This is a genomic window from Ruegeria sp. N4 (genome assembly GCF_056531425.1).
Genome location: NZ_JBQFLT010000006.1, coordinates 42997 through 67178 on the forward strand (window position 1 = coordinate 42997; position 24182 = coordinate 67178).

A 24182-nucleotide genomic window follows, 5' to 3' on the forward strand; every position below is an offset into this window, starting at 1 on the left:
CGCATCCCTGCATTTTTCGGCTTGCGGGGGTCGGGGTGAAACCGTAAAAGGCCCTCCACAAGCCAGCGTGGCCCGTTCGTCTATCGGTTAGGACGCCAGGTTTTCAACCTGGAAAGAGGGGTTCGATTCCCCTACGGGCTGCCATTTTTGCTTGCGCGCCAATACCCAGTGGCCCGTTCGTCTATCGGTTAGGACGCCAGGTTTTCAACCTGGAAAGAGGGGTTCGATTCCCCTACGGGCTGCCATTTCCTTCCTATATCGCGAACGAAAACGGCTGCGATGGCTCATGCAGACGCGATTTGCATGTCTATGCCCCATTCTGCGATCTGATCGGCCAGCGCTCCGTCCGGGGCTTTGTCCGTTACCAATATGTGAATCCGGCGCGGATCCGGGCCCACATAGGGTGCCGATACGTCGTATTTGTAATGCGCTGCCGCCATTACAACCTGATCCGCATTCTGCACCACGACGGATGCAAGATCCGCCTCGCCAAGGCTTTGATACAAAAACCCTTTGCTGTCCGAAATCGCGTCGGTGCTGAGGATCGCAAGGTCAAAGGCATAACGCTGCAGCTGCCGGTGCGCCACGTGCCCGAAGGTACCGCGCTCGTCGCTTTGCATCTCGCCCCCCAACAAATGCACCCGGTTGCCATTGACGCCCACCAGTGTCAGCCCCACCACGATTGAGTTTGTCACGACGGTCAGGTTCTCGGCATGGCGCAGTTCCTCTGCCACAAAAGCGGTCGTCGATCCGACGTCCAGGAAGATGGTCATCCGGTCCCTGACCATCCGCGCGACATGCTGCGCTATGAGGCGTTTTTCGTCAGCATGTTGAGAAATACGGCGGAAAAATCCGGGATCGCCCTGTGCCCCCGCAAGGTAAACACCGCCGTGAACACGTTCGACCGTGCCGGCGCTGGACAAGGCTTTGATCGTACGACGCACCGTCTCTTCGGAGACATTCAGCATCGTGGCAAGTTCCGAGTTCCGGGCCGTCCCACCGAGACGCTTGAGGGCGTCCAGCAGTTCAAGCTCGCGATGGGTATTGAGGACGGGCTTTTTCAAGGTCGGCTCCGAAAAATCAAACTGGCGTAAAAACTACGAAGCCGAGCCGGCAAATCCAGCAGATTTACAATTCGCACTGCGATCTCTGGCAGGGTTGGTTATTCGGGCAACAGCGCGGATCGGTACTGTGATGAGGCCATTGCCTTGGCATTGGGGGCGAATCGCGATTCTGGCTGCGCCGTAGGGCTGCGAGCGTGTAATTGGCCCCTAAAAACAGTGTCCGCCAAATGAGCCAAAAACAGCCGAATAAAAGGTGCATCGCTGTCAGTCTTCGGAACAGAATTTCAGAGCATACGGGTTCAGGGCATCGATTATTCTCACGCGAACGCGTCACGTATCCCAAGGTTGATTGCGCATTTTAAATATTACTTTACAATCAGTTAGATGAAAAATGCGAACCTAGAAACGGCGCGGGGTTCGCATCCGAATTCTTCTCCGATCCTCATTTACTAAAAATTTAGTTTGACACATATGCAAAAAATCGCTGATGCTGAGCGCCATCCGGTTAGCGCCGGACAACCATAATCTTTGGGAGGAGACAGATGCGGAGACATCTACTTTCCGCAGTGGCGGCGGCTGCCGTCATTGCGGGGCACGGTCCCGTTTGGGCCGACGAAGCCGCAGCACAGCGTTGGATCGATGATGAGTTCCAGCCGTCCAGCTTGTCGAAAGACGAACAGATGGCGGAAATGCAGTGGTTCATCAAAGCTGCCGAACCCTATGCCGGAATGGAACTGAACGTTCTGTCGGAAAGCATCCCCACGCATTCCTATGAATCCGAGGTTCTGGCCAAAGCGTTCGAGGAAATCACCGGTATCAAGGTCAATCATCAGATACTTGGTGAGGGCGAAGTGGTTCAGGCCGTTCAAACCCAGATGCAGACCGGCCGAAACCTGTATGACGGCTATGTCAATGACAGCGACCTGATCGGCACCCACTCGCGCCTGCAACTGGCGTATAACCTGACCGAACAGATGGGCGGTGACTGGGCGGCGACGACCTCGCCAACACTGGATCTGGATGACTTCATGGGCATTCAGTTCACCACCGGCCCGGACGGCAACCTGTATCAGCTGCCGGATCAGCAGTTCGCGAACCTTTATTGGTTCCGCAAGGACTGGTTCGATGACGAGGCCAACAAGGCCGCGTTCAAAGAGAAATACGGCTATGATCTGGGCGTTCCGGTCAACTGGTCGGCCTATGAGGACATCGCCGAGTTCTTCACCAACGACGTGAAGGAAGTCGACGGTGTGGCGATCTATGGCCACATGGACTACGGCAAACGCGCGCCTGACCTGGGCTGGCGTATGACCGACGCATGGCTGTCGATGGCCGGTGCCGGTGACGTGGGCGAGCCGAACGGCGTTCCCGTCGACGAATGGGGCATCCGCATGGAAGCGGGCACCTGTAATCCGGTTGGCGCTTCGGTGTCGCGCGGTGGTGCTGCGAACGGTCCGGCCGCGGTCTATGCGATCCGCAAGTGGGATGAATGGCTGCGGGCCTATGCCCCTCCCGGTGCGGCGTCCTATGACTTCTACCAGTCGCTGCCCGCGCTTAGCCAAGGCAACGTGGCCCAGCAGATCTTCTGGTACACCGCCTTTACCGCCGACATGGTCAAGCCGAAGTCCGAAGGCAACAATACTGTCGACGACGAAGGCACGCCGCTATGGCGGATGGCGCCCAGCCCCCATGGCCCCTATTGGGAAGAAGGCCAGAAGGTTGGCTATCAGGACGTGGGGTCATGGACCTTCCTGAAATCGACCCCGTCGGATCGGGCTCAGGCGGCATGGCTGTACGCTCAGTTCGTGACGTCGAAAACTGTCGATGTGAAGAAATCCCACGTGGGTCTGACCTTCGCACGCGACAGCTCGGTCAATCACGAGTCGTTCACCGAACGCGCACCCAAGCTGGGTGGTCTGGTCGAGTTCTACCGCTCGCCTGACCGTGTGGCCTGGTCGCCGACCGGCATCAACGTGCCGGATTATCCGAAGCTGGCCCAGATCTGGTGGCAGCAGATCGGTGACGTGAACTCGGGTGCCTTCACTCCGCAAGAGGCGATGGATCGTCTGGCCGAAGAGATGGACATCACCATGTCCCGGATGCAGGCGGCGGACGAAGCAGCCAATGTCTACGGCGGCTGTGGCCCCCGCCTGAACGAGCCGCAGGATCCGTCCTTCTGGCTGGAAAAGGCCGGTTCGCCCAAGGCGAAGCTGGAGAACGAAAAGCCGCAGGGTCAGACCGTCAACTATGACGAACTGGTTCAGCGCTGGCAGTCCCAGTAAACGCAACATCGTAGGCCGGGCTTCAGCCCGGCCTACCCCAAATACCCCACGAGTTTCCCCGATGATCGAACTACAGGACGCGACCAAACGGGTCGGCAACGTCATCCATATCAAGCCTACAAACCTGACGCTGCAAACCGGCCATTTCAACGTGCTGCTGGGCGCGACCGGCTCGGGAAAGACCTCGCTTATCAAGATGATGGCCGGGCTGGACCCGATCGCCTCGGGCAAGGTTTTGATGGATGGGCAGGATGTGACCCGGCTGAACACGCAGAAGCGGCAGATCAGTCTGGTGCACCAGTTTTTCGTCAATTACCCGCATATGAGCGTGTTTGACAACATCGCCTCGCCCCTGCGCGTGGCGGGCATGGCAAAGTCCGAGATCGAGGGCCGCGTCGAAGAGGCTGCCGACCTGCTGCAACTGCGCCCCATGCTGCACCGCCGCCCGCATGAGCTGTCGGGCGGGCAACAACAGCGTACCGCCTTAGCGCGCGCGATTGCTAAGGAAAGCCGCGCGGTGTTTCTGGACGAGCCGCTGGCCAATCTCGACTACAAGCTGCGCGAAGAACTGCGCGAGCAATTGCCCGACCTGTTCGCCGGTCGTGGTGCCGTGGTGGTCTATGCCACCTCGGAACCCGAAGAGGCGTTGCTTCTGGGCGGTTACACCGCGCTGATGGAGGATGGCCGGGTCACTCAGTTCGGCCCCACCGCCGACATTTACCGCAACCCCGAAAACATCGCCGCAGCGCGCGTTTTTTCGGATCCGCCAATCAATGTTGGTCGGGTCACAGTGACAGGCGCTATGGCGCAATTGGAAGGTGGCGGACGCTGGAATGTCTCGGGCATGGCAGATGGCGACTACTCCGTCGCGGTACGCCCGCATCGCGTGACGCCGTTCCGCACCTCGGATGCGGATGTGGAACTGACCGGGCGCGTGATCGTGACCGAACTGTCGGGTTCGGATTCCAGCGCACATTTCCAGCATGGCGAGGATGCCTGGGTGTCGCTTGCCGCCGGTGTCCACCCTTATCAGGTGGGCGAAGATCACAGTTTCTACATGAACCCGGCGCATTGCCGGTATTTCGGCCAAGACGGCCAAAGGGTCGCGTGACATGGCTCAGATCAAGCTTTCAAACCTGCGGCACAGCTATATGCCCTCACCCAAAGGCCCTGAGGATTATGCGCTGAAGGAAATCGACGTAACCTGGCGCGACGGCGGCGCATATGCACTGCTGGGTCCGTCGGGCTGCGGCAAGTCCACGTTGCTGAACATCATCTCGGGCCTGCTGACACCATCCGAGGGGCAGATTCTGTTCGATGGTCAGGACGTCACCGCCCTGCCCCCCGATCAGCGCAACATCGCGCAGGTGTTCCAGTTTCCGGTGATCTACGACACGATGACGGTGGGCGAAAACCTTGCTTTCCCGTTGAAAAACCGCGGTGTTGACCCGGCGACCATCAAACGCCGCGTCGATGAGATCGCCGAGATGCTGGACGTCACCGACATGCTGAACACCCGCGCCTCGGGTCTCAGCCCGGACAACAAACAGAAGATCTCGATGGGTCGCGGGCTGGTCCGCGACGACGTGAACGCGGTGATGTTCGATGAGCCGTTGACCGTGATCGACCCGCATCTGAAATGGAAGCTGCGGTCCAAACTGAAAGAACTGCACCAGCGCGTGCAGGCCACGATGATCTACGTGACCCACGACCAGACCGAGGCGCTGACCTTCGCTGATGAAGTCGTGGTGATGCAAGACGGCGAGGTGGTGCAGATCGGCACCCCGGTTGAACTGTTCGAGCGCCCTCAGCACACATTCGTCGGCCATTTCATCGGCTCACCCGGCATGAACGTGCTGCCCTGCGAGGCCAAGGGCGATCGGGCCGTGTTCGAGGGCCACGAGGTCATGCTGGAAGGCCCGACCCATGGCGACGGAGGCCGCACCGATCTGGGCATTCGCCCAGAATATGTAGGCTTTGGCGATACCGGTATCCCGGCGCATGTGACCAAAGTTTCCGACATTGGCCGCCACTATGTGGTAAGCGCGATGGTCGGCAACACCGCGCTGAAGGCCGTGACGGAACATGAAGTGCCCGAACCGGGATCACAGGTCTTTCTGCAATTCAAACCCGAACAATCCCGCGTCTACCGCGACGGCTGGATCGCAACTCAGGAGCGGGCGCAATGAGAACGGAAAACCAAAAGGCATGGTTCTTTGTCCTGCCAGTTCTCGCACTGGTCGCGTTCAACGCGCTGGTGCCGATGATGACAGTGGTCAACTACTCGGTGCAGGAAACCTTCGGCAACAACCAGTTCTTCTGGGAAGGGCTTGGCTGGTTCGAACAAATCCTGCGGTCGGACCGGTTTCAGGCAGCGCTGGGAAGGCAATTCCTGTTCACCTTCCTGATCCTGCTGATCGAGGTGCCTTTGGGCATCATCGTCGCCCTTTCCATGCCGCGCAAAGGCTTCTGGGTGCCGGTTTGTCTGGTGCTGATGGCGCTGCCGATGCTGATCCCGTGGAACGTGGTCGGCTCGATGTGGAACATCTTCACGCTGCCCAAAATTGGTTTGCTGGGATATTTCCTGAATGACGTTCTGGGCATCAACTATGACATGACGCAACAGCCGATCTCGGCCTGGATCACGGTCATTGTGATGGATGTCTGGCACTGGACCTCGCTGGTTGTGCTGCTGTGCTACGCGGGGCTCGTCTCGATCCCGGATGCGTATTACCAAGCCGCCAAGATCGATGGCGCCAGCCCGTGGTCGGTGTTCCGCTATATCCAGTTGCCCAAGATGAAAACCGTCCTGACCATCGCCGTCCTGCTGCGGTTCATGGACAGTTTCAACATCTACACCGAGCCCTTCGTTCTGACCGGCGGCGGCCCCGGAAACTCAACCACCTTGCTGTCGATCGATCTTGTGAAGATCGCGCTGGGACAGTTCGACCTTGGCCCGGCTGCGGCGATGAGCCTGATCTACTTCGCCATCACGCTGCTGGTCAGCTGGGTCTTCTACACTCTGATGACAAAGGATGACGCGCAATGAAGAAGCGGTCCCTTATTCCGATCCTCTATATCGCGTTCCTGATGCTGCCGATCTATTGGCTGGTGGCGATGTCCTTCAAAACGACGAACGAGATTCTGTCGGGCTTTTCCCTGTTCCCCCAGACCTTTACTCTGGAGAACTATATCACCATCTTCACCGATCCGACATGGTACTGGGGCTACATCAACTCGATCATCTACGTGACGATCAACACGGTGTTGTCGGTCTGTGTGGCCCTGCCTGCGGCCTATGCGTTCTCGCGCTATCGGTTCCTGGGCGACAAGCAGTTATTCTTCTGGCTGCTGACCAACCGGATGGCCCCGGCGGCGGTCTTCGCGCTGCCCTTCTTCCAGCTTTATTCGTCGATCCACCTGTTCGACACTTATCTGGCTGTGGCGCTGGCACATACGCTGTTCAACGTGCCGCTGGCGGTGTGGATTCTGGAAGGCTTCATGCGCGGCATCCCGAAGGAGTTGGACGAAACAGCCTATGTCGACGGCTATTCCTTCCCACGGTTCTTCGTGACGATCTTCCTGCCCAATATCAAAGCGGGCGTCGGCGTGGCGGCCTTCTTCTGCTTCATGTTCTCATGGGTGGAAATGCTGCTGGCAAAAACCCTGACGGCGGTCGAGGCCAAACCCATCGCTGCCGTGATGACCCGCACCGCTTCCAGCGCGGGGTATGAGCTGGGCCTGCTGGCCGCCGCCGGAACCCTGACGATCATCCCCGGCGCCATCGTCATCTGGTTTGTCCGCAACTACATCGCGCGCGGTTTCGCGATGGGACGTGTGTGAGGTTCGATATGCGTAAACTCCTTCTCACCCTGCCCTTTTTGCCCTCTATGGCCGTCGCCCAGCAATCCGGATGGAGCAGTGTCGGCCAGCAAGAGGAAAAAGGCTTTTCGTGGACCGATCCCCTGTGGCCCGATTTCTGGATGGCCTGGACCCCGGCGACCTTGGCCCTGTTTGTCGGCATCTTCTCGGCCATCGCCCTGATCGGTATTCTGGAAGGCTTCAAATACCGCGACGGGATCGAACGGCGCGGGGTTTTGGGGCTGACAACCACGCTGGGTGATCGCCTGTTCATCACCCTGCTTGGATCGGCCTATATCTTCCTGGCCTGGCTGGGCCTGGTGGGTCAACCGGTCTGGACCCCGCTTTTCTTATCCACCGGTTGGGGCATTTTCGTCTTCTGGAAAGTTTAAGCTTTGCGAAACAGCGAAAGGATGCTTGTTTGACAGGCAGACCAATCATGACGACACCGAGATCGATGCGTAAGAAAAAAACGACAAACCTGCTGACCGAAGTTGAACTGGAGTTCATGAACGAGCTTTGGGCGCTTGGTCACGGCTCGGTGCGCGATGTATTGGACCGCCTGCCCCCGGAACGGAATCTGGCCTATACATCAGGGGCCACGATCCTGCGTATTCTCGACGAAAAGGGATTTGTCGAAAGCCGCAAGGACGGCAAGACCCTGATCTACAGACCGCTTCTGGACAAGGACAGGTATCAGGCACGCTCACTTCAGAACCTGTCGCGGACGTTGTTTGACAACACGCCCGCCTCACTGGTCGCCCGGCTGGTCGACGATGAAGGTCTGAGCGAAACCGATCTGGAGGAAATTCGAGCACTGGTAGAGAGGAGACTGCAAAATGACCGCGGTTAAACCGGTACTCGACGCATTTCTGGAAATGAACATCGTGCTGGGCCTGTCGGCCCTTATCTGGCTGATCGCCCGCGCGGCTCTGGCCCGCACGTCACTGCGCACCGGGTTTATCTCGCAGCTGCACGCGTTCAAGGCGCTGTGTATTTGCGTTCTGGTCAGCCCGATCCTTGCGCTTGGCGTTTCGGCACTGTCCAGTCTGGCATGGCCTGATCGGGGGTTTGCCCTTGGCGATATCGCGGTGGCCGCCTATCTGCGCGGCGACATTGCGATGCCTGCAACCCAGTTCGAAGCGTTGCTGAACACGCGCGAGCGTTGGGTCGATCTGGTGCTGTCCGGTCAATCCTCTGCCGTTACCGTGCTGTTGACCCTGCTGGCATGCGTCGCTGCCCTGCTGGCTTTACGTGTCACACGCGACGCGCTTGCGATCCGCGACACGGTCACGTCCAGCTTTCTCTGGCGGCGATCCAACAAGGTCGATATCCGCCTGTCCGACCGTATCACCGTTCCTTTCGCCGTCCGCGGTCTGCGCCGCCGCCACGTGGTCTTGCCCAGTCACCTTCTGGACACCCCGCGCGAGCTGCGATTTGCACTGGCGCATGAGTTTCAGCACATCCGCGCAGGCGACGTCGAGCGGGAGTTGGGGTTCGAACTTCTGCGCCCCCTGCTGTTCTGGAACCCGGCTTATCTGATCCTGAAATACCAGTTCGACCGCCTGCGCGAACTGGCCTGCGACCAGTCGGTTGTCGCGCGCAAGCGGATTGATACAAGGGACTACACGACGTGTTTGCTGGATTACTGCGCACGTTCGGTCGCCAAAGGCAGCCCCCGTGTGTTGCATGTCGCAATGGTCACAAGCGGAAACGCCAAGCGCGTGCTGCGACAGCGGGTCATCGCGTTGACCGACACTCCGACCGTTTCCGCGCCCTTGCCGGTGGCCTTTCTGGGACTGACGCTGATCTTCGCGGCCTTGCTGGCCTTGGGATCCGCTTCGATCCAACAGACCGGAGACTGGAGCCATGATCGCATCATGCTGTCAACGGTCGTGAATTTGGAGCGGCTGGAAGCCCGCAATCAGGGCAACTGACGCCGTTACCACCCTCGCCGCCCGAATAGAGAGTGAAGGCGGTTTTGATCCGCAAATGGCTCAATCGCCTGAGATCTTTGCAGGCCCGAAACCACGCGCATCACCATAACCCAACTGATGACGGCGAAAATGACGCCGCCAAACGCCTGACCCAGCAGAACTCCGGGCGCGCCTGCAAGGTACGAGCCCAAGGTCGCAAACACCCAGGTTCCAACCGTGTGGCGGCCCCAGTTGATCCATGTGGAATAGACCGGGTGGCCCAGATTGTTGAAGCTGGCATTGGCAACAAAGATCACCCCGTTGAAGAACGACGCCAGGGCCAGCGGCCCGCAGAACAGGTAGATCAGCACGCGGGTCTCGCCCTGCGCCACAAACAGATCCGCAATGGGGGCACGCAGCAAAAACAGGATTGCGGCCATGCCCAGGACATAAATCGCCGTGAATTTGATCCCTGCCAGATAGGCCGCGCGAACCCGGTCGAACTTCTCGGCCCCGAAATTCTGGCCGATGATGGGCCCGATCGCGCCAGAAAGCGCGAAGATCACCGAAAACGCCACCGGCAACAATCGCCCGATCACCGCCATACCCGCGACCGCATCTGTCCCGTACTGAGCAATCTCACGCACGACAATCGCGTTGCCAATCGGCGTTGCCACATTGGTCAGAACAGCGGGGATCGCGATGGCACGCACAGGCCGAAGGTCGCGCCCGACCTGTTTCAACGAGGGGCGCGCAAAACCCTGATGCACACGCAATGCGGGCCACAACGCCGCCGCCAACATGCACACCCGCGCCACGACCGAGGCGATGGCCGCGCCGTCCAGCCCCAGCCCAACCCCAAAGATCAGGATCGGATCGAGCACCGCGTTGACAAGCCCGCCATAGATCGTGGCCATCATCGACCGTCTGGCATCCCCGTGCGCGCGCAGAACGGCCATTGCCGCCATGGCAATCGACATAACCCACATGGTTGGCAGAATGATCGAGACATAGCGGGTCGCCAGCCGCAAAACCTCGCCTTCCGCGCCAAGCAATGACAGCAAAAAGCTGATATTTAACAATACCAAACCTGAGGTAATTGAACCGACGATCAGGCCCAGTGTCGCCACGCTGGATGCGTAGTGCCGTGCTTGTTCGGGCCTTCCTGCCCCAAGCTCGCGCGCGACAAGCGCCCCGGCCGCGATAGACAAGCCGATATTGATCGCGTTGGTGAAAAACAGCAGCGTCCCGGCATATCCGACGGCTGCGGCCAACGCGTCATTGCCCAGCATCGAGATAAAAACCATATCGACGAAATCGACGGCAAAAATCGCCATCAAACCAATGCTGGTTGTCAGTGACATCCGTGTCACATGCCGCATCAGGCTTCCGTTCAGAAACACCGCCTCACGCGGGGAAGTATCGGCCAAGGTTCTGTCCCATTATTGTGGTTTTGCAATCGTGTTCCGAAACGGTCCCAATGTGAAACACCTTATCCAAACTGAAACCGCTGTGTGAGGTTTTTGCGCCAAAGGGGTCTGATCACTTGGGGACTGGCGCACCTGCTTCAGATCGTTTCAAAACTCTGGCCACCTCACCCAGTTTTGATCGCCTGCGCCCACAAATTGCCTCAAAGGCGCACTAGCTCAGCCGCAGGTTGGTGCCGTTAAGGGAACGCCAACCTCCCTGGCTTAATCAATGAATTGAGACAGGGCGGTTTGTTAGGGGATGAGGTTTGGGTTAGGTCATGGCGAACTACTCGTATATCGGCTACGCGCCGGACGTTATTTCAGTGAACTTTGTCGGGCAGGATACGATCACACTGGCGGCCAGCTACAGCCCCGGCACGGATCGCAGGGTCTTTGATGTTCAGGACGACGCAGGCGGCACCATTCTGAACGGCGCGAATCCTTTGCCGGATGACGGCACCATCTTCAACGGGGACCGCTTCAATAACGAAAACGGAGATGACGCAACACAGACAGGTATTGTGACCAGTCTGGACGGTTCGACCACTTTTGGCAGCGGTGACATCTATCTTGAGGAATCCTATATCCTGACGGTACCCGGTGGCGACAACATCACGGTTTATGCCGTTGAAATCGAAGGCACGCTGGTTGGCTACATCACGTCCGAACCGTTGGATCCGGGGGTCACTTATGACATCCAGGTGGTCAATGTCACGCCAACCAACGCGCCTGACACGTCAGATCCAACCGCGATCATCGACGTGCCCTGTTTTGTCGCTGGCACCCTGATCACGACCCCTGAGGGACCAAAACCGATTGAATCTCTGTCCGCCGGTGATCTGGTCTGCACTGCCGATCACAGTGATCAGCCCATCCGCTGGATTGGCGCGTGCCAGTTGGATCAGGCGGCTTTGGCCGCCAAACCCAAGCTAAGGCCGATACGGATTGAAGCTGGCGCTTTGGGCAGCGGTTTGCCCCGTCGCGATCTGCTTGTATCGCCGCAGCACCGGATGCTTGTCCGCTCCCCCATCGCCACGCGGATGTTCGACGCGGCCGAGGTGTTGGTGCCTGCGCATATGCTGACCGAACTGCCGGGCATTGATTGCGAAGACACCGCAAGGAAGGTCACCTATTACCACATGCTGTTTGACCGGCATGAGGTCGTCTTTGCCGAAGGCGCACCGTCAGAAAGCCTGTTAACCGGTCCGCAAACCATGCGCAGCCTGCCGTCCGCCGCCCGCGCCGAAATCTTAGAATTGTTCCCGTTCCTACGGCTGCCGGGCTACGTGGCACACTCTGCGCGGCGCATCCCCTCGAAAGGGCGACAGGTCCGCAACATGGTGCAGCGGCACCTCAAAAACCACCGGTCCTTGGTCTGATACATGGTGCCCTACTCGGTTGATCGCGCGACCCGTGTCGCCCCGATCTGAGCCATGGCGATGCTCATCTCATCGCTCAGCACCTGCCAAAGCTGGTTTAGACCCGCCTCGCCCCCGGCGGCTATGGCGAATTGCAGAATGCGCCCAAAGAAGGTGAAATCAGCGCCGTTCCGGATTGCCTTCAACGCATCTTCGCCGGACCGCAGCCCGCTGTCGTAGAACAACGGATAGTCTTCACCGACCGCCGCGCGAATGTCGGGCAGAACCGAGAACGGGGCCGGTGCGCTTTCCAATTGCCGGGCCCCATGGCTTGAGACCTGAATTGCGTCCACACCGGCTGTTTTCAAAGCAACTGCATCCTCGGCATCCAGAACACCTTTGACGACCAGATGCCCCTGCCATTGATCCCTGAGCCTTGCCAGTGTGTCCCAATCGGCTTTGGCACGGCTTTCGGTTCGGTCGAAGGTGTAGCCCTCCATCAGGAAATTCGCCATCTGAGGCTTGCCACTTGCGAGGGTCGACAGGGACCAGCGCAGATGCAGGGCAAAGTCCAGAAACTGACGCGGACCCAGTCGGAACGGCATACGGAACCCATGCCGCAATTCGCGCGGTCTGCGTCCGACCTCGGGCACGTCAACGGTCAGGACCAGTGTCTCGTACCCAGCAGCCTTGGCCCGATCCACCAGCTTGGCGGTCCCCGACCCATCGCCACTGAAATACAGCTGAAACCAGGCGTTGCCTTCGGACACGTCCAGCATCTCTTCCATGGGCGTTGAGGCCACAGTCGAGACCCCCAAGGGCACCGAATATCGCGCAGACAGCCGCGCCAGCATCAGGTCGGCTCCCGGACCGGACAGGTTACACATGCCCATGGGCGCAATGCCAAAGGGACGTTGCGCGGGTTTGCCGAAAACCGAGCTTCCGAGCGAACGGTCACTCACATCCCGCAGGATGCGCGGGCGCAGGGTCATCGCATCCATTGCGGCGCGGTTGCGCGCAGCCCCGACTTCGGACCCCGCAGCACCGTCGATATAGTCGAACACCATCCAAGGCAAACGCCGCCGCGCAAGGCGGCGGGCGTCTTCGGCGCAGTGAATGGCGCTTGCGCCCATCAGGCCTGTACGGCCTTCATGAAACGGTCGCGGATCACCACCGGATCCATGGTGATAACCGGCATCTTGGCGTTGCCGCTTTCGCATTTGGCGACGATGATGGTCATCTGCTTGGCATCCAGCGCCTCTTGCAGCACACGGCCCGTGTCTTCGGCGGCGCATTCAATCACGCGTTCACAGCCCGCGGCCTGTGCCATTTTCGTCAACGAGGTCTTCTGGCCTGCATAGGTCGGCTGATCCCCGGTCGACCCGTACGAGCCATTGTCGACAATCAGCAGGATATAGTTATCCGCCACGTTGTTGGCGATGGTCGGCAACGTGCCCAGATTGGTCAGGATCGAGCCATCCCCATCGATCACAATCACCGGTTTCGGTTGCGACAGCGCAAGCCCCAAACCGATGGACGAAGCCAGCCCCATCGTGCCCAGCATATAAAAGTTGGTCGGCTGATCGTCGATGGCGTGCAGTTCCTGACTGGGGATGCCGATATTGCAGACCACCAGTTGGTCACGCAGGATTGGGGCGATTTCTTTCAGAATCTCGGAACGGATCATTGGTCGCCATAGCCTCCCCAGAAATTGGCATCGGTCAGGATGGCGACCGGCTTGTTGCACATGAAGGTGTATTTCAGGATCATGTCGAGCTCTTCGACATCCGATTGTTTGTGGAAATGGTAGGTCGGGATGTTCATCTGCGCCAACAGCGCTTTGGTGTGCACAGCCATCTCGACCTGGCAGGCCACAGGCTCGCGCAGCTCTCCGCGATACGAGATCAGCATGGGCAGCGGCATCCGGTAATACTGGATCAGCGTCGCCAGCGTGTTGATCGTCACGCCGATGGCGGTGTTCTGCATGATGATGGCCGGGCGTTTGCCGCCCATCCAGGCACCGGCGCACAGGCCCATCCCCTCGTCTTCCTTGTTTGACGGGATGTGGAAGATGCCGTCGCGTTGGTCGATCTCTTCTATCACCCCGGCCAGTTGCTTGCAGGGGACGGTGGTCACGAACGAGATATCGTTCGCCACCAGATCGTCAGTGATCTTCTTGTCTATGTTCATGGTCCGGCTTTTGGTCCTGATTGGGGCGCGATAGGCGCGTTTGAGGAATTCAGCCCCCGCGATGCACATGCACGGCGCAGGGGGCATGGCGAACGACGCGCGACGCGGTCGATCCCAGGAAATAGTCGCTGAGGTCGGGCTTGTGAGAACCGATGACAATGCAATCCACATCGTTGCTGCCGGCATAGTCGATGATTGTCCGCGCGGTGTGGCCCTTCACGATCTCAGCGGTCACACCGTCCAGCCCTTCGACCTTTTTCAGCAACTCCAGACGGGCGCGCTGAAATCCTTCGGCGACCGCCGCCTTGTCGAGATATGCGCTGACCGAGCCCTGCGGCATCTCGTAGACATGCAGGGCGACGATCTCGGCCCCCTCTTCGGACAGCGCGCGGGCAACCTCGAGCGTGTGCTGCGAAATGCCGTGATCCAGCGCCATCGGGACAAGAACTTTCTTATACATATCAAACTCCTTTTCAGCCCGGTCTATTGCCACGGGTCCAGGATAATCTTTGGCGCGGCAACCGCGCCAGAGCGCAGATCGCGAAACGCCTGAGCGCCTTGGGACAAGGGTCGCGCTTCGGTCCAGTCCAGCTGGCCAAGACGGCCGTCGAAAATGGCCTGCGCCGTTTGGCGGAAATCTTCGGCGGTGTAGGTGTAGGTTCCGATGAACGTGACCTCTTGCAGGGTCATGCGGCGAATGTCCAAGCCACCCGTATCCTCACCCAAACCGACATGAGCTATAACGCCACCGGGTTCGGCGCAGGCCGAGGCGGTCGCACGGGTCGCTGCAAAGCCGACCGCGTCGATCACGATCGGATAGGTTCCTATGACGCCGTCGACAACGCGCAGGCCAAGCCTCAGCAGAAAGTCCCGCCGCCCCGGATTCGGTTCGGCCAGAGTGACCTCTTCGACGCCCATCGCGGTTAACGCCAGCGCAGCGGCCAGCCCAATTGCGCCGCCGCCCAGCACCAGGGCGCGCTTTTCGCTTGCCGGATGCAGCGCTGCGATGGCCAGCCGAACCGCATGCCAGCTAACCGCCAGAGGTTCGGCCAAAGCGGCCTTGCCTAGCGGCACATCCTCGGGCACCTCGACCAGATTGCGGTCTGGCATGGTGACATATTGCGCAAAAGCCCCTTCGCGCGGGGGCATCGAAATGATCTGGCGGTTTGGGCACAGGTTTTCCCGACCCGACCTGCAGGCGGGACAGCCCCCGCAGGTGACCAGAGGGTTGACCGTCACGCGCGCGCCATCGCGCTGACCGCCGACAATCACGCCTGCGGCTTCGTGGCCCAGGATCAACGGCGCGGGGCGTCGAGCGTCATGCCCCAGATAGGCATGCATGTCCGAGCCACAGATGCCAACCGCCTCAACCCGGATCAGATGCTCGCCAAATTCCGGCACGGCATCCGGCACCTCACGATGCACAACCTGTTCGACACCTTCATAGACAAGCGCTTTCATTTCGCTGTGAACCCCCCGTCCACCATGAGGATTTGCCCGGTGACATAATCCGAGGCCTTCGAGCACAGAAACAGGATCGGCCCGTCCATATCCTCCATCCGCCCATTGCGTTGGATGCAAGTCTGTGCGGCGTTTCGCGCGGCGCGCTCCGGGTCGTCGAACACGGCCTGCGTCAGTTCGGTCGGGAAGAACCCCGGCCCGATGGCGTTGGCGGTGATGCCGTGCGGCGACCATGCCTCGGCCATGGCGCGGGTCAACTGCCCGATCCCGGCCTTGGTCGCGCCATAGGCGATGCCACCCGGAAAGGCCCGTGTTGTTTGCAGCGAGGCAAAGTTCACGATCCGGCCCCAGCCTTTTTCCTTCATCGCGGGCACCATGGCCTGGCTGAGGAAAAACGGTGCGCTCAGGTTCAGGGCCAGAGTCGCATCCCATCCCTGCCCCGTCACATCATCCGCCGCCTCGCGCGTGTTCACCCCGGCGGCGTGGACGATGATGTCAGGCGGGCCGAAGGGGGAAGAGATTTCGGCGACCAAAGCCCCCATATTCCCTCGATCCGCAACATCGCCAGTTACTGCGGCAGCATTTGCCCCGATCTCATCGCATAGTTGAGACAACGCATCGGCCCGCCGCGCGACGCCGACCACCTTGGCCCCGGCCTGCGCCAGTACCAAAGCCACCCGTCGCCCCAGCCCCGAGCTTGCGCCGGTGACGCAGGCCACGCGCCCTGTCAGGTCAAAGAGCGAACGTGGGTCATCCATCTGCGGTCAGGTCGAATTGCTCATCCGGGAAATACTTGGCCAGCCGCACATCAGCGGCACGGGCGTGGCCTTCCATCCCTTCCAGACGTGAGATGCGCGCAGTTGCGACTGCGATAGGCTTGGACCCTTCGCGCGTTGCCCGCTGCCATGTCACGATCTTCATATACTTATGGACGCTGAGGCCCCCGGTGTAGCTGGCCGCGCCCGAGGTGGGCAGAACGTGGTTGGTGCCGGTGGCCTTGTCGCCATAGGACACGGTGGTTTCCTCACCCAGAAACAGCGAACCATAGCAGGTCAAACGGTTCAGCCACCAATCCAGATCCTCGGCCTGGACGGTCAGGTGTTCAGGCGCATAGTCGTCGGAACATGCGGCCATTTCCTCGCGATCTGCACAGACGATCACCTCAGCATAGTCGCGCCACGCGGCGGATGCGTTTTCGCGGTTCAGTTCCGGCAGGTCTTCGATCAGCGCGGGCACAAGCTCCATCACCTTTTGCGCCAACGCACGATCATCGGTCACCAGCCAGACGGGCGAGTTATAGCCATGCTCGGCCTGACTGACCAAATCGGTCGCGACCACATGCGCATCTGCGCTGCTATCGGCAAGGATCAGGCTGTCCGTCGGTCCCGCGATCATGTCGATGCCGACCTTGCCATAGAGAATACGCTTTGCCTCGGCCACGAACTGATTGCCCGGCCCCACAAGGATATTCGCGCGTGGCAAGCCGAACAGACCATAGGTCATCGCGGCCACGCCCTGCACACCGCCCATTGCAAGAATACTGTCGGCCCCGCAGATATGCGCGGCATAGACAATCGCAGGGGCCACACCCTCACCCGGACGCGGAGGCGAACAGGCCGTGATGTGGCGGCACCCGGCTACCTTGGCGGTCGTCACCGTCATGATCGCGCTGGCGATGTGGCTGTAGCGCCCGCCGGGCACATAGCACCCTGCCGCATCCACGGGGATGGCTTTTTGCCCCGCGACAACGCCCGGCACGATCTCGGTCTGCACATCCGACACAGTGGCCTTTTGCGTTTCGGCAAAGCGGCGCACGTTGTCATGGGCAAAGCGGATATCGGCCTTCAGCTTCTCCGGCACCTGCGCGATGGCGGCGTCGATCTCGTCCTGAGTCATCAGAACGTTACCCTCGAACTTGTCGAACTTCGCGGCGTATTCCAGCGCCTTGGCATCGCCACCCACCTCGATATCGGACAGAATGGTCTTGACCGTATCGTGAACCTCGGACGCATGCGATTGCGCCGTCAGGGTTGCCTTTTTCAAATAGTCACGCGGCATATTCAGCAGATCCTATTGGTAGATTGCAGGAAGCAAAGTGGTTGAAACGGCTGGTACATAGGCGATCAGGATCACCACGATCAGCATGGTCAGTACAAAGGGCACAGCGCGAGCGGCGATTTTCAGGATCGACTCTCCGGTAATGCCCGAAACTACGAACAGGTTCAGACCCAGCGGCGGGGTGATGAAACCCACGCCAAGCGCAGTAATCATCATGATGCAGAACTGAATCTCGTTCATGCCGATATTGTCTGCCAGCGGCTTCAGGATCGGCGCAAGGATCACGATGTTCGGTGTCGTCTCCATCACACAGCCTGCGGCGATCAGGATGCCGATCATCAGCAGGATCAGCAGGTAGGGATCGTCGGTCAGGTTGGTCACGGATGTCACAAAGCCCTGCGGCACACCCATGATCGCCAGCGCCTCGGCCAGTGGGGCCGAGAAGGCGATGATCGGCAGGATCACCCCGTTCACCTTGGCTGAGCTGACCAGCATCGATGGGAAATCAGCCAGCGTCAGCGTGCGTAGGATGAAGCCCATGATAATGGTGACGACAACTGCGGTCGCCCCTGCCTCGGTCGGCGTCAAACGGCCCGAGAAGATTCCGTAGAAGATGATGCCCGGCACGATGAAAGCATACCAGCCGGATTTCAGGGCCTTGCCCAGATTGGCCAGCCACTCACCCATCGTCATCATGCCGCCGCCTTCGTAGGCATACAGGCGGTTCATGATGATGTTGGTGATCAGGATGGAGACCAGAATGGCCAAGCCAGGGATCAGTGCCGCAAGGAACAGCGTCGAGGCCGAAATCCCCAGCACTAGGCCAATGATGATATAGGCAATCGATGGTGGGATCAGGATGCCGGTACAGGCCCCTGCTGCCACCAGCGCGCAGGCGTAAGGGCGCGGGTAGCCGCTTTCGACCAGACGGTTGATGGTCATCCGGCCTACGGCGGCGGCCCCCGCCGCGTCCGAGCCTGAAATCGCCGCGAACATGCCGCAGACCAGAACGGTGGCTGATCCGAAACCGCCCTTTGCGAAGCAAGTTAGTGCTTCGGCCACGTCCAGGAATTTTCGCGACAGACCGGTGCGAACCAGCACGTCTCCGGTCAGGATGAACAGCGGCACGGCGGTCAGGGCAAAGGCATCGATGCCGGTGAACAGGCTTTCGCCCACAAGGCTCAGCGGCAGGTCGCCGGACATGACCAGCATGACGATCGCGGCAGTGCCAATGGCGGCCCAGACGGGCACGGCCATGGCGATCAGGCCAACGAACAGAATGACAGGCAGGTAAAAATCCCAGCCAAGTTCAACGGTTTGATTGAGGGAATTCCAGAGCATTGCGGGTCTCCTCAGTCAAACAGCTTGTCGCCTTCGAAGACGGGGGTACCGTCGCGAAGGGATTTCAGATCGCGCATCAGGGATTGCATCAAGCGCCAGATCATCAGCGCAAAACCGGTCGGAACGGCCATCAGGAACCAGACCTTCGAGACCCGCAAACCATCCGTTACCGATCCGAATTTGGCCGAGACATGCACCGCCTCGTAGGACCAGTAGAGCGCGATAACCGCCACAACGAACATCACCAGATCACCGAAGATATACAGCAGTGCCTTGGGCCGCTGCGGCAGGTAATGCATGATCACATCGATGCGGATATGCGCGCGTTCTTTGACCGCGGCCGCGGCCCCGATCCAGGCGAGGTAGATAAAGGAATACCGGACGATCTCTTCGCCCCAGATCGAGGAATAGGCGAAAATCTCGCGCCGCAGAACCTCGATTGCCATGGTGATGACCAGCATCACGTAGAACACCAGCAGCAGCCAGCGCTCGGCATCCCGGTCTATTTTCTGAAGTACAGTCATGTCCGGTCCCAATTCTTGGCAGCACTTCAGAAGGCAGTCACGCTAACCGCTTAAATATGCTGCTTATTGTGGAGCAAACGGGCGCGCCGCAGCGCACCCGCCTAGATCGCATTATGCGTCGTGGACGTAGTATTTGCCCTGCGTACCGGCCGCTTCGACAAGCTTCTCGAAGTTGTCCATCGACCCGGCCAGCTCGGTCTTGAACGGATCCCAGTCGGCGTTCTGATAGCCGCCTGCGTCCTGCCATTCGGCCAGTTGATCGTCGCTGAGCGAGTGGAACTGCACGCCCGCCTTGTTCAGTTCCGCCATGGCATAGGCGCGCGCAGAAGGCACCTTGGACAGATTCTGGTGGCTGGTCATTTCCGAGCCCCACATGATGCCTTCCTGCACATCGGCGGGCATCGAGTTGAACCATTCCAGGTTACAGGAATAGACCTGACTGTCCGGCACTGCCTGGGTAAAGGTCACGTGGCTGAGGATGTCCTTGAAGCCAAAGACAAACAGCGCGCCCACGGACGGGTCAAGCGCATCCGCCACACCCTGTTTAATGGCCGAGGGGGTCTCACCCCATGCCACCGGCGTCGGGTTGGCACCGACCATGCGGTAATACTGCTGCAGCATTTTCGAGCCCGGCACGCGGAACTTGATACCGCTCATATCGCCCGGGGTGAGAACGGCATCGCCGCCCTGACGCACCGCAACCACACGCGGGTCGATAACGACATAGAACAGCGCCTTGAAGCCCGCAGCCTCGACCTTGGGATGCACTTCGTTCTTCCAGGTGTCCGAATGGACCAGGTTGGTGAACCGCTGGTTCGAGCCACACAGATACGGCATGTTGATCAGGTCGACGGTCGAAGCAAACGGCGCAAAGTTCGACAGCGAGTGCTGCGCGGCCTGAATGGTTCCGCCCTGCACCTTCTGCACAAGCGAGCCGCCCGCACCCAACTGGCCACCCGGCGCCAGTTTCACGTAAACCTTGCCGTTGGTAGCGTTCTGGATGTTTTCCTTCAGGTCCAGCTGCATGATCGGATAGCTGCGCGATGCGCCCAGCACATAGGCCGTCGCGATGGTCATCACGTGATCGGCTGCCTTTTCCCGCTCGCTTTCTTCCTTGGCGGTCTGTGCTGCGGCCTCGGACGACCAAAGCACCCCGCCTGCCCCTGCGACCAGCGCCGCCGTGAACGCCCCACTGGCGCTGAGTTTCAGAAAATTGCGACGTTCTGCGGACGCCAGCTCGTTCTTGTCGTTGTTCATAAATTGCCCTCCCAAGCAAAAAATTCAGCCGCCGTTTTCGGTGTCCCGGTCGGCCTCCTTTTTCAGAATTGCGACAACGAACAGGATCGACGCCGCGAACAGGACCAACATCTCTCCGACATCCCCAAGAAACGCTGCGTTCGAGAAAGCACCCAACGCAACATTCGCAAAGTAGATGACGAATACGACAATCGAGGCTGCAAGAAACATTTCCGGGACTCCTTATAGAATCGGTCCAACTCCATTTGTAAGCGCTTACATCACAAATGCAAGCGCTTACATTGATGCTTTCACATGCGCTTGGAACGGGGTAGAGTTAAGAGAAATCGAAACCTGAGTTTGAAGATGCCAAAACCCCATTCCGCGCCAACCCTGGATGACGTCGCCAAAAAGGCGGGTGTGTCCACGGCAACGGTGTCGCGATGCCTGAACAATCCGCAGCGTGTGGTCGAAGCGACCCGCGCCCGGGTGATGACGGCGGTTTCAGACCTTGGATATACGCCGAACTTCGCGGCGCGTGTCATGGCGGCCAAGCGTTCATTCACAATAGGCGCGATCATTCCAACCATGGAAAACGCAATCTTTGCCAGAGGGTTACAGGCCTTTCAGGAAGAAATTCACAGCCAGGGCTACACCCTGCTGGTCTCTAGTTCTGCCTATCAGCCAGAAGCCGAAGAAGAGCAGATCCGCACCCTTGTCGCGCGCGGCGCGGACGGGCTGTTGCTGATCGGACATGACCGCGATCCACGCATTTTCGACTATCTGGAAACGCAGAAAGTTCCGGTGGTCGTAGCCTGGTCATTTGCCCCGAACCAAAGCGCCCCGTCGGTCGGGTTTGACAACCGTCAGGCGATGCAGGCCTTGGCGGAACAGGTGATAAAACTGGGCCATACGCGCCTTGCCGCCATATCCGCGCTTACCAAAGGCAATGACCGGGCGCGGTTCAGAATCGAAGGGATACGGGATGCGATGCGGGCAAATGGCCTGCCCGAGACCTCTCTGTCGGTGGTCGAGACGACCTACGAAATCGAAAACGGCGCCGACGCCTTCGGGCGGCTGATGTCCCTGCCCCAGCGTCCGACCGCCGTGTTGTGCGGCAATGACGTGCTGGCCGTTGGTGCGGTGCGGCAGGCGCAGAAAATGGGTATCTCAATCCCGGATGAGGTTTCCATTACAGGGTTTGACGATATCGAGCTTGCACGGATCATCACCCCATCACTGACAACCGTGCACGTCCCCCACCGAGAGATGGGCCGCAAAGCCGCATCCGAACTTATCGATATGGTCGAAACACGATCTTCCGGGACATCGCTGCGGTTGGACACCACCGTCGTCACCCGCCAGTCGCTGGGGCCAGCGCAAGCTACTTTCCCATAATCGACTTGCGCCTTTTCTGCATCCTTTCGTTCGCCTCGACGGTGCCATCGTGGAACGAGCCGAACCATTTGTCCCACGGCATCTCGAGCGAGCCGTAGTTACATTCGAAATACCGGTGATGCATCTGATGATGGAACGTGCCCAGCGCCAGCCGGTTTTTGTCTTTGATCACCAGCCCCTGAAACCCGGTATGCGTCGTGACCGCTGTCAGAGTGTAATATTGCAGGTGGAAGATAATATGCAGCGGATGCGCGCCGATGACGAAATGGATCAGGACGGACCCCAGATAAATCGCATGCTCTGCCGGGTGCATCGACAGGCCGGACCACGGCCCCACATTGACGTTCCTGTGATGGACAGAATGGATGCGTTTATACAGAAACGGAATGTGGATCAGCCGGTGGATCCAGTAGAAATAAAAGCTCTCCCATAGTGGGATCAGCAGGAAGATAGCAACAAACCAGATCGGGTTTGCAGCCCAACTGACATACGGGACAAAGCCGTTTGCCATCGACCAGAACATCAGCACTTCGTAAGCGGTCCAGAAGAATACACCGGAACCGAGCGTCCAGAACACATTATCCCGCACCTGACCGCCCAGAGTGAACTGTTTACCCTTCAGCATCAGGGGCCGGGGGTCGTATTTCAGCCGATCGCCTTGGGCCGAATACCTATAAAACCACAGGTGCAGCAGCCCGGCGATGCAAAAGATCAGCACCAGATTGCGAACGTAGATTTGCGCGATCCAACCGAACTGCAACTGCGTCGTCTCTGCCAAGGATGGGCTGAGCCACAGGTAACAGGCGCAGGAAATCAGCAGGATAATCAGCTTTTCCGAGATCAGCAGCCAAGAGTCCCAGACCCAGCGCAGCATCCGAACCGGCCTGAGCGGCCAGGTGAAAAAGGGCGAGACCTGTATCGGAACCTCGGGCATGTGGTTCCAGCCTTTAAGCTTTGCGTCAGACATAAGCGCGATCCCGGTGCGATGACCCGATCAGTGTGGCACGAAGCGACGCCCTGCACCAAGGGCTAGTCTTCATGCGCCCGCGCTAACCGTCGACCCCGCTGGGCAAGGTTCTGAACTCGTTCTCCATCCAGCGGTGTTTTGCGCCGATAGGGTCGCAATAATTGGTTTGGATCAGTTTACCGAGAACACGGTGGATCAGCAGAGAGGTCGATCTGGGATACACATCCGTAGTGAACAGGGACACGGTGCGCACAAAATTCCGGCCCGGGAAGGGCTGTGCATCAATGCTGTCATGAAACCGCCGCGCGCGCCGAAAACTGGCCGCCGTGGTCACGGCCCACCCGCTGCCTTCGGCCACAAGCCCGACGATGGATTGATTGCATTCCAGCTCAAACCGGTTGGGCAGGTTGTATTTGCTGCGCGTCAACTGAATCTCGATCTGCTTCCCGATGGTATAATCGCGGGAATAGCGCAGGAAAGGCAGGTCCGCGTCGGGTTTCAGCACATCCTCAATCGATCCGCCGAAGGACTTGGGCAGAATGACAATGAACGGATCCCGCAGCAGCGGGTATTCGACCAGCCCATCGGTCTTGCCCGGTGGCCGGGTCGCGACGCCTGCATCCAGTTTGTGTTCCTGCAGTTTCGCGATGATTTCGTGGCTGGGGCGGGTGAAATGGCGGAAATTGCATCGCGGCAGGGTTTGGGCGAGATAGCGAAACAGCTCAGGCGCGACCTGATTGTCGAAATCGTCGATCAGCGCCAACCGCAAAGAGGTCGCGTGCAGCCAGTTGCCGGATCGGATTTCCGCCTCACCCCGTTTCAACACGGTCAGACCTTCGCGCACATAGCGGGCAAACACCTCTCCGGCGGGGGTCAGGCTCATGGGGCGTCGGGTGTGGTCGACCAGATCAATCCCCAACGCGGTTTCCAGACTGCGCAAATGGTTCGAGACGGTGCTGATCGACAACCCAGTTTCCGAGGCCGTCTGTTGGATGGACCCGGATTTGGCAATCAACTGGAACACCTCCAGCCAGCGCAGGCTCAGCGATTTCGACAT

The 24182-nt window shown here is 59.4% G+C and carries 25 protein-coding genes and 2 tRNA genes; 12 read left to right on the top strand and 15 right to left on the bottom strand.

What is annotated here, in order from left to right; translation table 11 throughout:
* Positions 1–69 precede the first annotated feature (69 nt).
* Both ACR0LW_RS11025 and ACR0LW_RS11030 read left to right on the top strand, forming a co-directional pair.
* A tRNA-Glu gene (locus ACR0LW_RS11025) sits at positions 70–144 on the top strand.
* A 26-nt stretch (positions 145–170) separates the two neighbouring features.
* Positions 171–245: transfer RNA gene (locus tag ACR0LW_RS11030), tRNA-Glu, on the top strand.
* A gap of 39 nt (positions 246–284) precedes the next feature.
* On the opposite strand, the gene ACR0LW_RS11035 is transcribed toward ACR0LW_RS11030, so the two are convergent.
* Positions 285–1064 carry a DeoR/GlpR family DNA-binding transcription regulator gene (locus ACR0LW_RS11035; protein ID WP_480882664.1) on the bottom strand — a complete coding sequence of 260 codons (780 nt, stop codon included), beginning with the start codon at positions 1062–1064 and terminating at the stop codon, positions 285–287.
* Positions 1065–1606: 542 nt separating this feature from the next.
* On the opposite strand from ACR0LW_RS11035, the gene ACR0LW_RS11040 reads away from it, so the two are divergent.
* The 8 genes from ACR0LW_RS11040 to ACR0LW_RS11075 all read left to right on the top strand — a co-directional run bounded on the left by ACR0LW_RS11040 (position 1607) and on the right by ACR0LW_RS11075 (position 9144).
* On the top strand, positions 1607–3346 hold the full coding sequence (locus ACR0LW_RS11040) for an ABC transporter substrate-binding protein (protein ID WP_170451615.1): 1740 nt from the start codon (positions 1607–1609) through the stop codon (positions 3344–3346).
* Between the two features lie 61 nt (positions 3347–3407).
* Entirely contained in the window at positions 3408–4457 is a 1050-nt protein-coding gene (locus ACR0LW_RS11045; protein WP_170517684.1) for an ABC transporter ATP-binding protein, read from the top strand.
* A gap of 1 nt (position 4458) precedes the next feature.
* On the top strand, positions 4459–5535 hold the full coding sequence (locus ACR0LW_RS11050; protein WP_170451619.1) for an ABC transporter ATP-binding protein: 1077 nt from the start codon (positions 4459–4461) through the stop codon (positions 5533–5535).
* Positions 5532–6395, top strand: a complete 864-nt coding sequence (locus ACR0LW_RS11055; protein WP_058280832.1) for a carbohydrate ABC transporter permease — start codon at positions 5532–5534, stop codon at positions 6393–6395. Before ACR0LW_RS11050 ends, ACR0LW_RS11055 begins: the two co-directional genes overlap by 4 nt.
* Complete coding sequence (locus tag ACR0LW_RS11060; protein ID WP_058280831.1) at positions 6392–7189, top strand: carbohydrate ABC transporter permease; 798 nt, start codon at positions 6392–6394, stop codon at positions 7187–7189. Before ACR0LW_RS11055 ends, ACR0LW_RS11060 begins: the two co-directional genes overlap by 4 nt.
* A gap of 8 nt (positions 7190–7197) precedes the next feature.
* The gene (locus ACR0LW_RS11065; RefSeq protein ID WP_480882665.1) at positions 7198–7599 is read left to right on the top strand and encodes a DUF2160 domain-containing protein; all 402 of its coding nucleotides are present in this window, start codon (positions 7198–7200) and stop codon (positions 7597–7599) included.
* 65 nt (positions 7600–7664) lie between these two features.
* Positions 7665–8060, top strand: a complete 396-nt coding sequence (locus tag ACR0LW_RS11070; RefSeq protein WP_170451622.1) for a BlaI/MecI/CopY family transcriptional regulator — start codon at positions 7665–7667, stop codon at positions 8058–8060.
* Positions 8047–9144 (top strand): M56 family metallopeptidase, encoded by a 1098-nt coding sequence (locus ACR0LW_RS11075; protein WP_480882666.1) that lies wholly within the window; start codon positions 8047–8049, stop codon positions 9142–9144. The genes ACR0LW_RS11070 and ACR0LW_RS11075 overlap by 14 nt, the downstream gene beginning before the upstream one ends.
* 5 nt (positions 9145–9149) lie before the next feature.
* Here ACR0LW_RS11075 and ACR0LW_RS11080 read toward each other — a convergent pair whose 3' ends face one another.
* Positions 9150–10553 (bottom strand): MATE family efflux transporter, encoded by a 1404-nt coding sequence (locus ACR0LW_RS11080; protein ID WP_480581745.1) that lies wholly within the window; start codon positions 10551–10553, stop codon positions 9150–9152.
* Positions 10554–10870: 317 nt separating this feature from the next.
* Here ACR0LW_RS11080 and ACR0LW_RS11085 point away from each other — a divergent pair, with 317 nt between their 5' ends.
* Complete coding sequence (locus ACR0LW_RS11085) at positions 10871–11971, top strand: Hint domain-containing protein (RefSeq protein ID WP_170734480.1); 1101 nt, start codon at positions 10871–10873, stop codon at positions 11969–11971.
* Between the two features lie 11 nt (positions 11972–11982).
* Here the strand turns inward: ACR0LW_RS11085 and ACR0LW_RS11090 are convergent, their stop codons facing one another.
* The 11 genes from ACR0LW_RS11090 to ACR0LW_RS11140 all read right to left on the bottom strand — a co-directional run bounded on the left by ACR0LW_RS11090 (position 11983) and on the right by ACR0LW_RS11140 (position 20991).
* Positions 11983–13083 (bottom strand): alpha-hydroxy acid oxidase, encoded by a 1101-nt coding sequence (locus ACR0LW_RS11090; protein WP_480882667.1) that lies wholly within the window; start codon positions 13081–13083, stop codon positions 11983–11985.
* Complete coding sequence (gene comE / locus ACR0LW_RS11095) at positions 13083–13637, bottom strand: sulfopyruvate decarboxylase subunit beta (RefSeq protein ID WP_170630348.1); 555 nt, start codon at positions 13635–13637, stop codon at positions 13083–13085. The genes ACR0LW_RS11090 and comE overlap by 1 nt, the downstream gene beginning before the upstream one ends.
* The gene (gene comD, locus ACR0LW_RS11100) at positions 13634–14140 is read right to left on the bottom strand and encodes a sulfopyruvate decarboxylase subunit alpha (protein ID WP_170451631.1); all 507 of its coding nucleotides are present in this window, start codon (positions 14138–14140) and stop codon (positions 13634–13636) included. Before comD ends, comE begins: the two co-directional genes overlap by 4 nt.
* Before the next feature lie 49 nt (positions 14141–14189).
* The gene (locus ACR0LW_RS11105; RefSeq protein ID WP_170517663.1) at positions 14190–14600 is read right to left on the bottom strand and encodes a universal stress protein; all 411 of its coding nucleotides are present in this window, start codon (positions 14598–14600) and stop codon (positions 14190–14192) included.
* A 23-nt stretch (positions 14601–14623) separates the two neighbouring features.
* Positions 14624–15601, bottom strand: a complete 978-nt coding sequence (locus tag ACR0LW_RS11110; protein ID WP_480882668.1) for an alcohol dehydrogenase catalytic domain-containing protein — start codon at positions 15599–15601, stop codon at positions 14624–14626.
* Complete coding sequence (locus ACR0LW_RS11115; protein ID WP_480882669.1) at positions 15598–16359, bottom strand: SDR family NAD(P)-dependent oxidoreductase; 762 nt, start codon at positions 16357–16359, stop codon at positions 15598–15600. The genes ACR0LW_RS11110 and ACR0LW_RS11115 overlap by 4 nt, the downstream gene beginning before the upstream one ends.
* Positions 16352–17659: a histidinol dehydrogenase gene (gene hisD, locus ACR0LW_RS11120; RefSeq protein WP_480882670.1), complete on the bottom strand. Its 1308-nt coding sequence runs from the start codon at positions 17657–17659 to the stop codon at positions 16352–16354. Before hisD ends, ACR0LW_RS11115 begins: the two co-directional genes overlap by 8 nt.
* 12 nt (positions 17660–17671) lie before the next feature.
* A complete protein-coding gene (locus ACR0LW_RS11125) occupies positions 17672–19000 on the bottom strand; it encodes a TRAP transporter large permease (RefSeq protein WP_170451642.1) in 1329 nt (442 codons plus the stop codon).
* Between the two features lie 11 nt (positions 19001–19011).
* Positions 19012–19524 (bottom strand): TRAP transporter small permease, encoded by a 513-nt coding sequence (locus ACR0LW_RS11130; protein ID WP_480882671.1) that lies wholly within the window; start codon positions 19522–19524, stop codon positions 19012–19014.
* 111 nt (positions 19525–19635) lie between these two features.
* Positions 19636–20781: a TRAP transporter substrate-binding protein gene (locus ACR0LW_RS11135; RefSeq protein WP_170451646.1), complete on the bottom strand. Its 1146-nt coding sequence runs from the start codon at positions 20779–20781 to the stop codon at positions 19636–19638.
* 24 nt (positions 20782–20805) lie between these two features.
* Positions 20806–20991: a hypothetical protein gene (locus ACR0LW_RS11140; protein ID WP_170451648.1), complete on the bottom strand. Its 186-nt coding sequence runs from the start codon at positions 20989–20991 to the stop codon at positions 20806–20808.
* A 135-nt stretch (positions 20992–21126) separates the two neighbouring features.
* Here ACR0LW_RS11140 and ACR0LW_RS11145 point away from each other — a divergent pair, with 135 nt between their 5' ends.
* Complete coding sequence (locus ACR0LW_RS11145) at positions 21127–22158, top strand: LacI family DNA-binding transcriptional regulator (protein WP_480882672.1); 1032 nt, start codon at positions 21127–21129, stop codon at positions 22156–22158.
* Here ACR0LW_RS11145 and ACR0LW_RS11150 read toward each other — a convergent pair.
* Positions 22145–23125 (bottom strand): sterol desaturase family protein, encoded by a 981-nt coding sequence (locus ACR0LW_RS11150; protein WP_480882673.1) that lies wholly within the window; start codon positions 23123–23125, stop codon positions 22145–22147. The genes ACR0LW_RS11145 and ACR0LW_RS11150 overlap by 14 nt on opposite strands.
* An 82-nt stretch (positions 23126–23207) precedes the next feature.
* Positions 23208–24182, bottom strand: coding sequence for a LysR family transcriptional regulator (locus tag ACR0LW_RS11155; protein WP_480882674.1), 975 nt, complete (start codon positions 24180–24182; stop codon positions 23208–23210).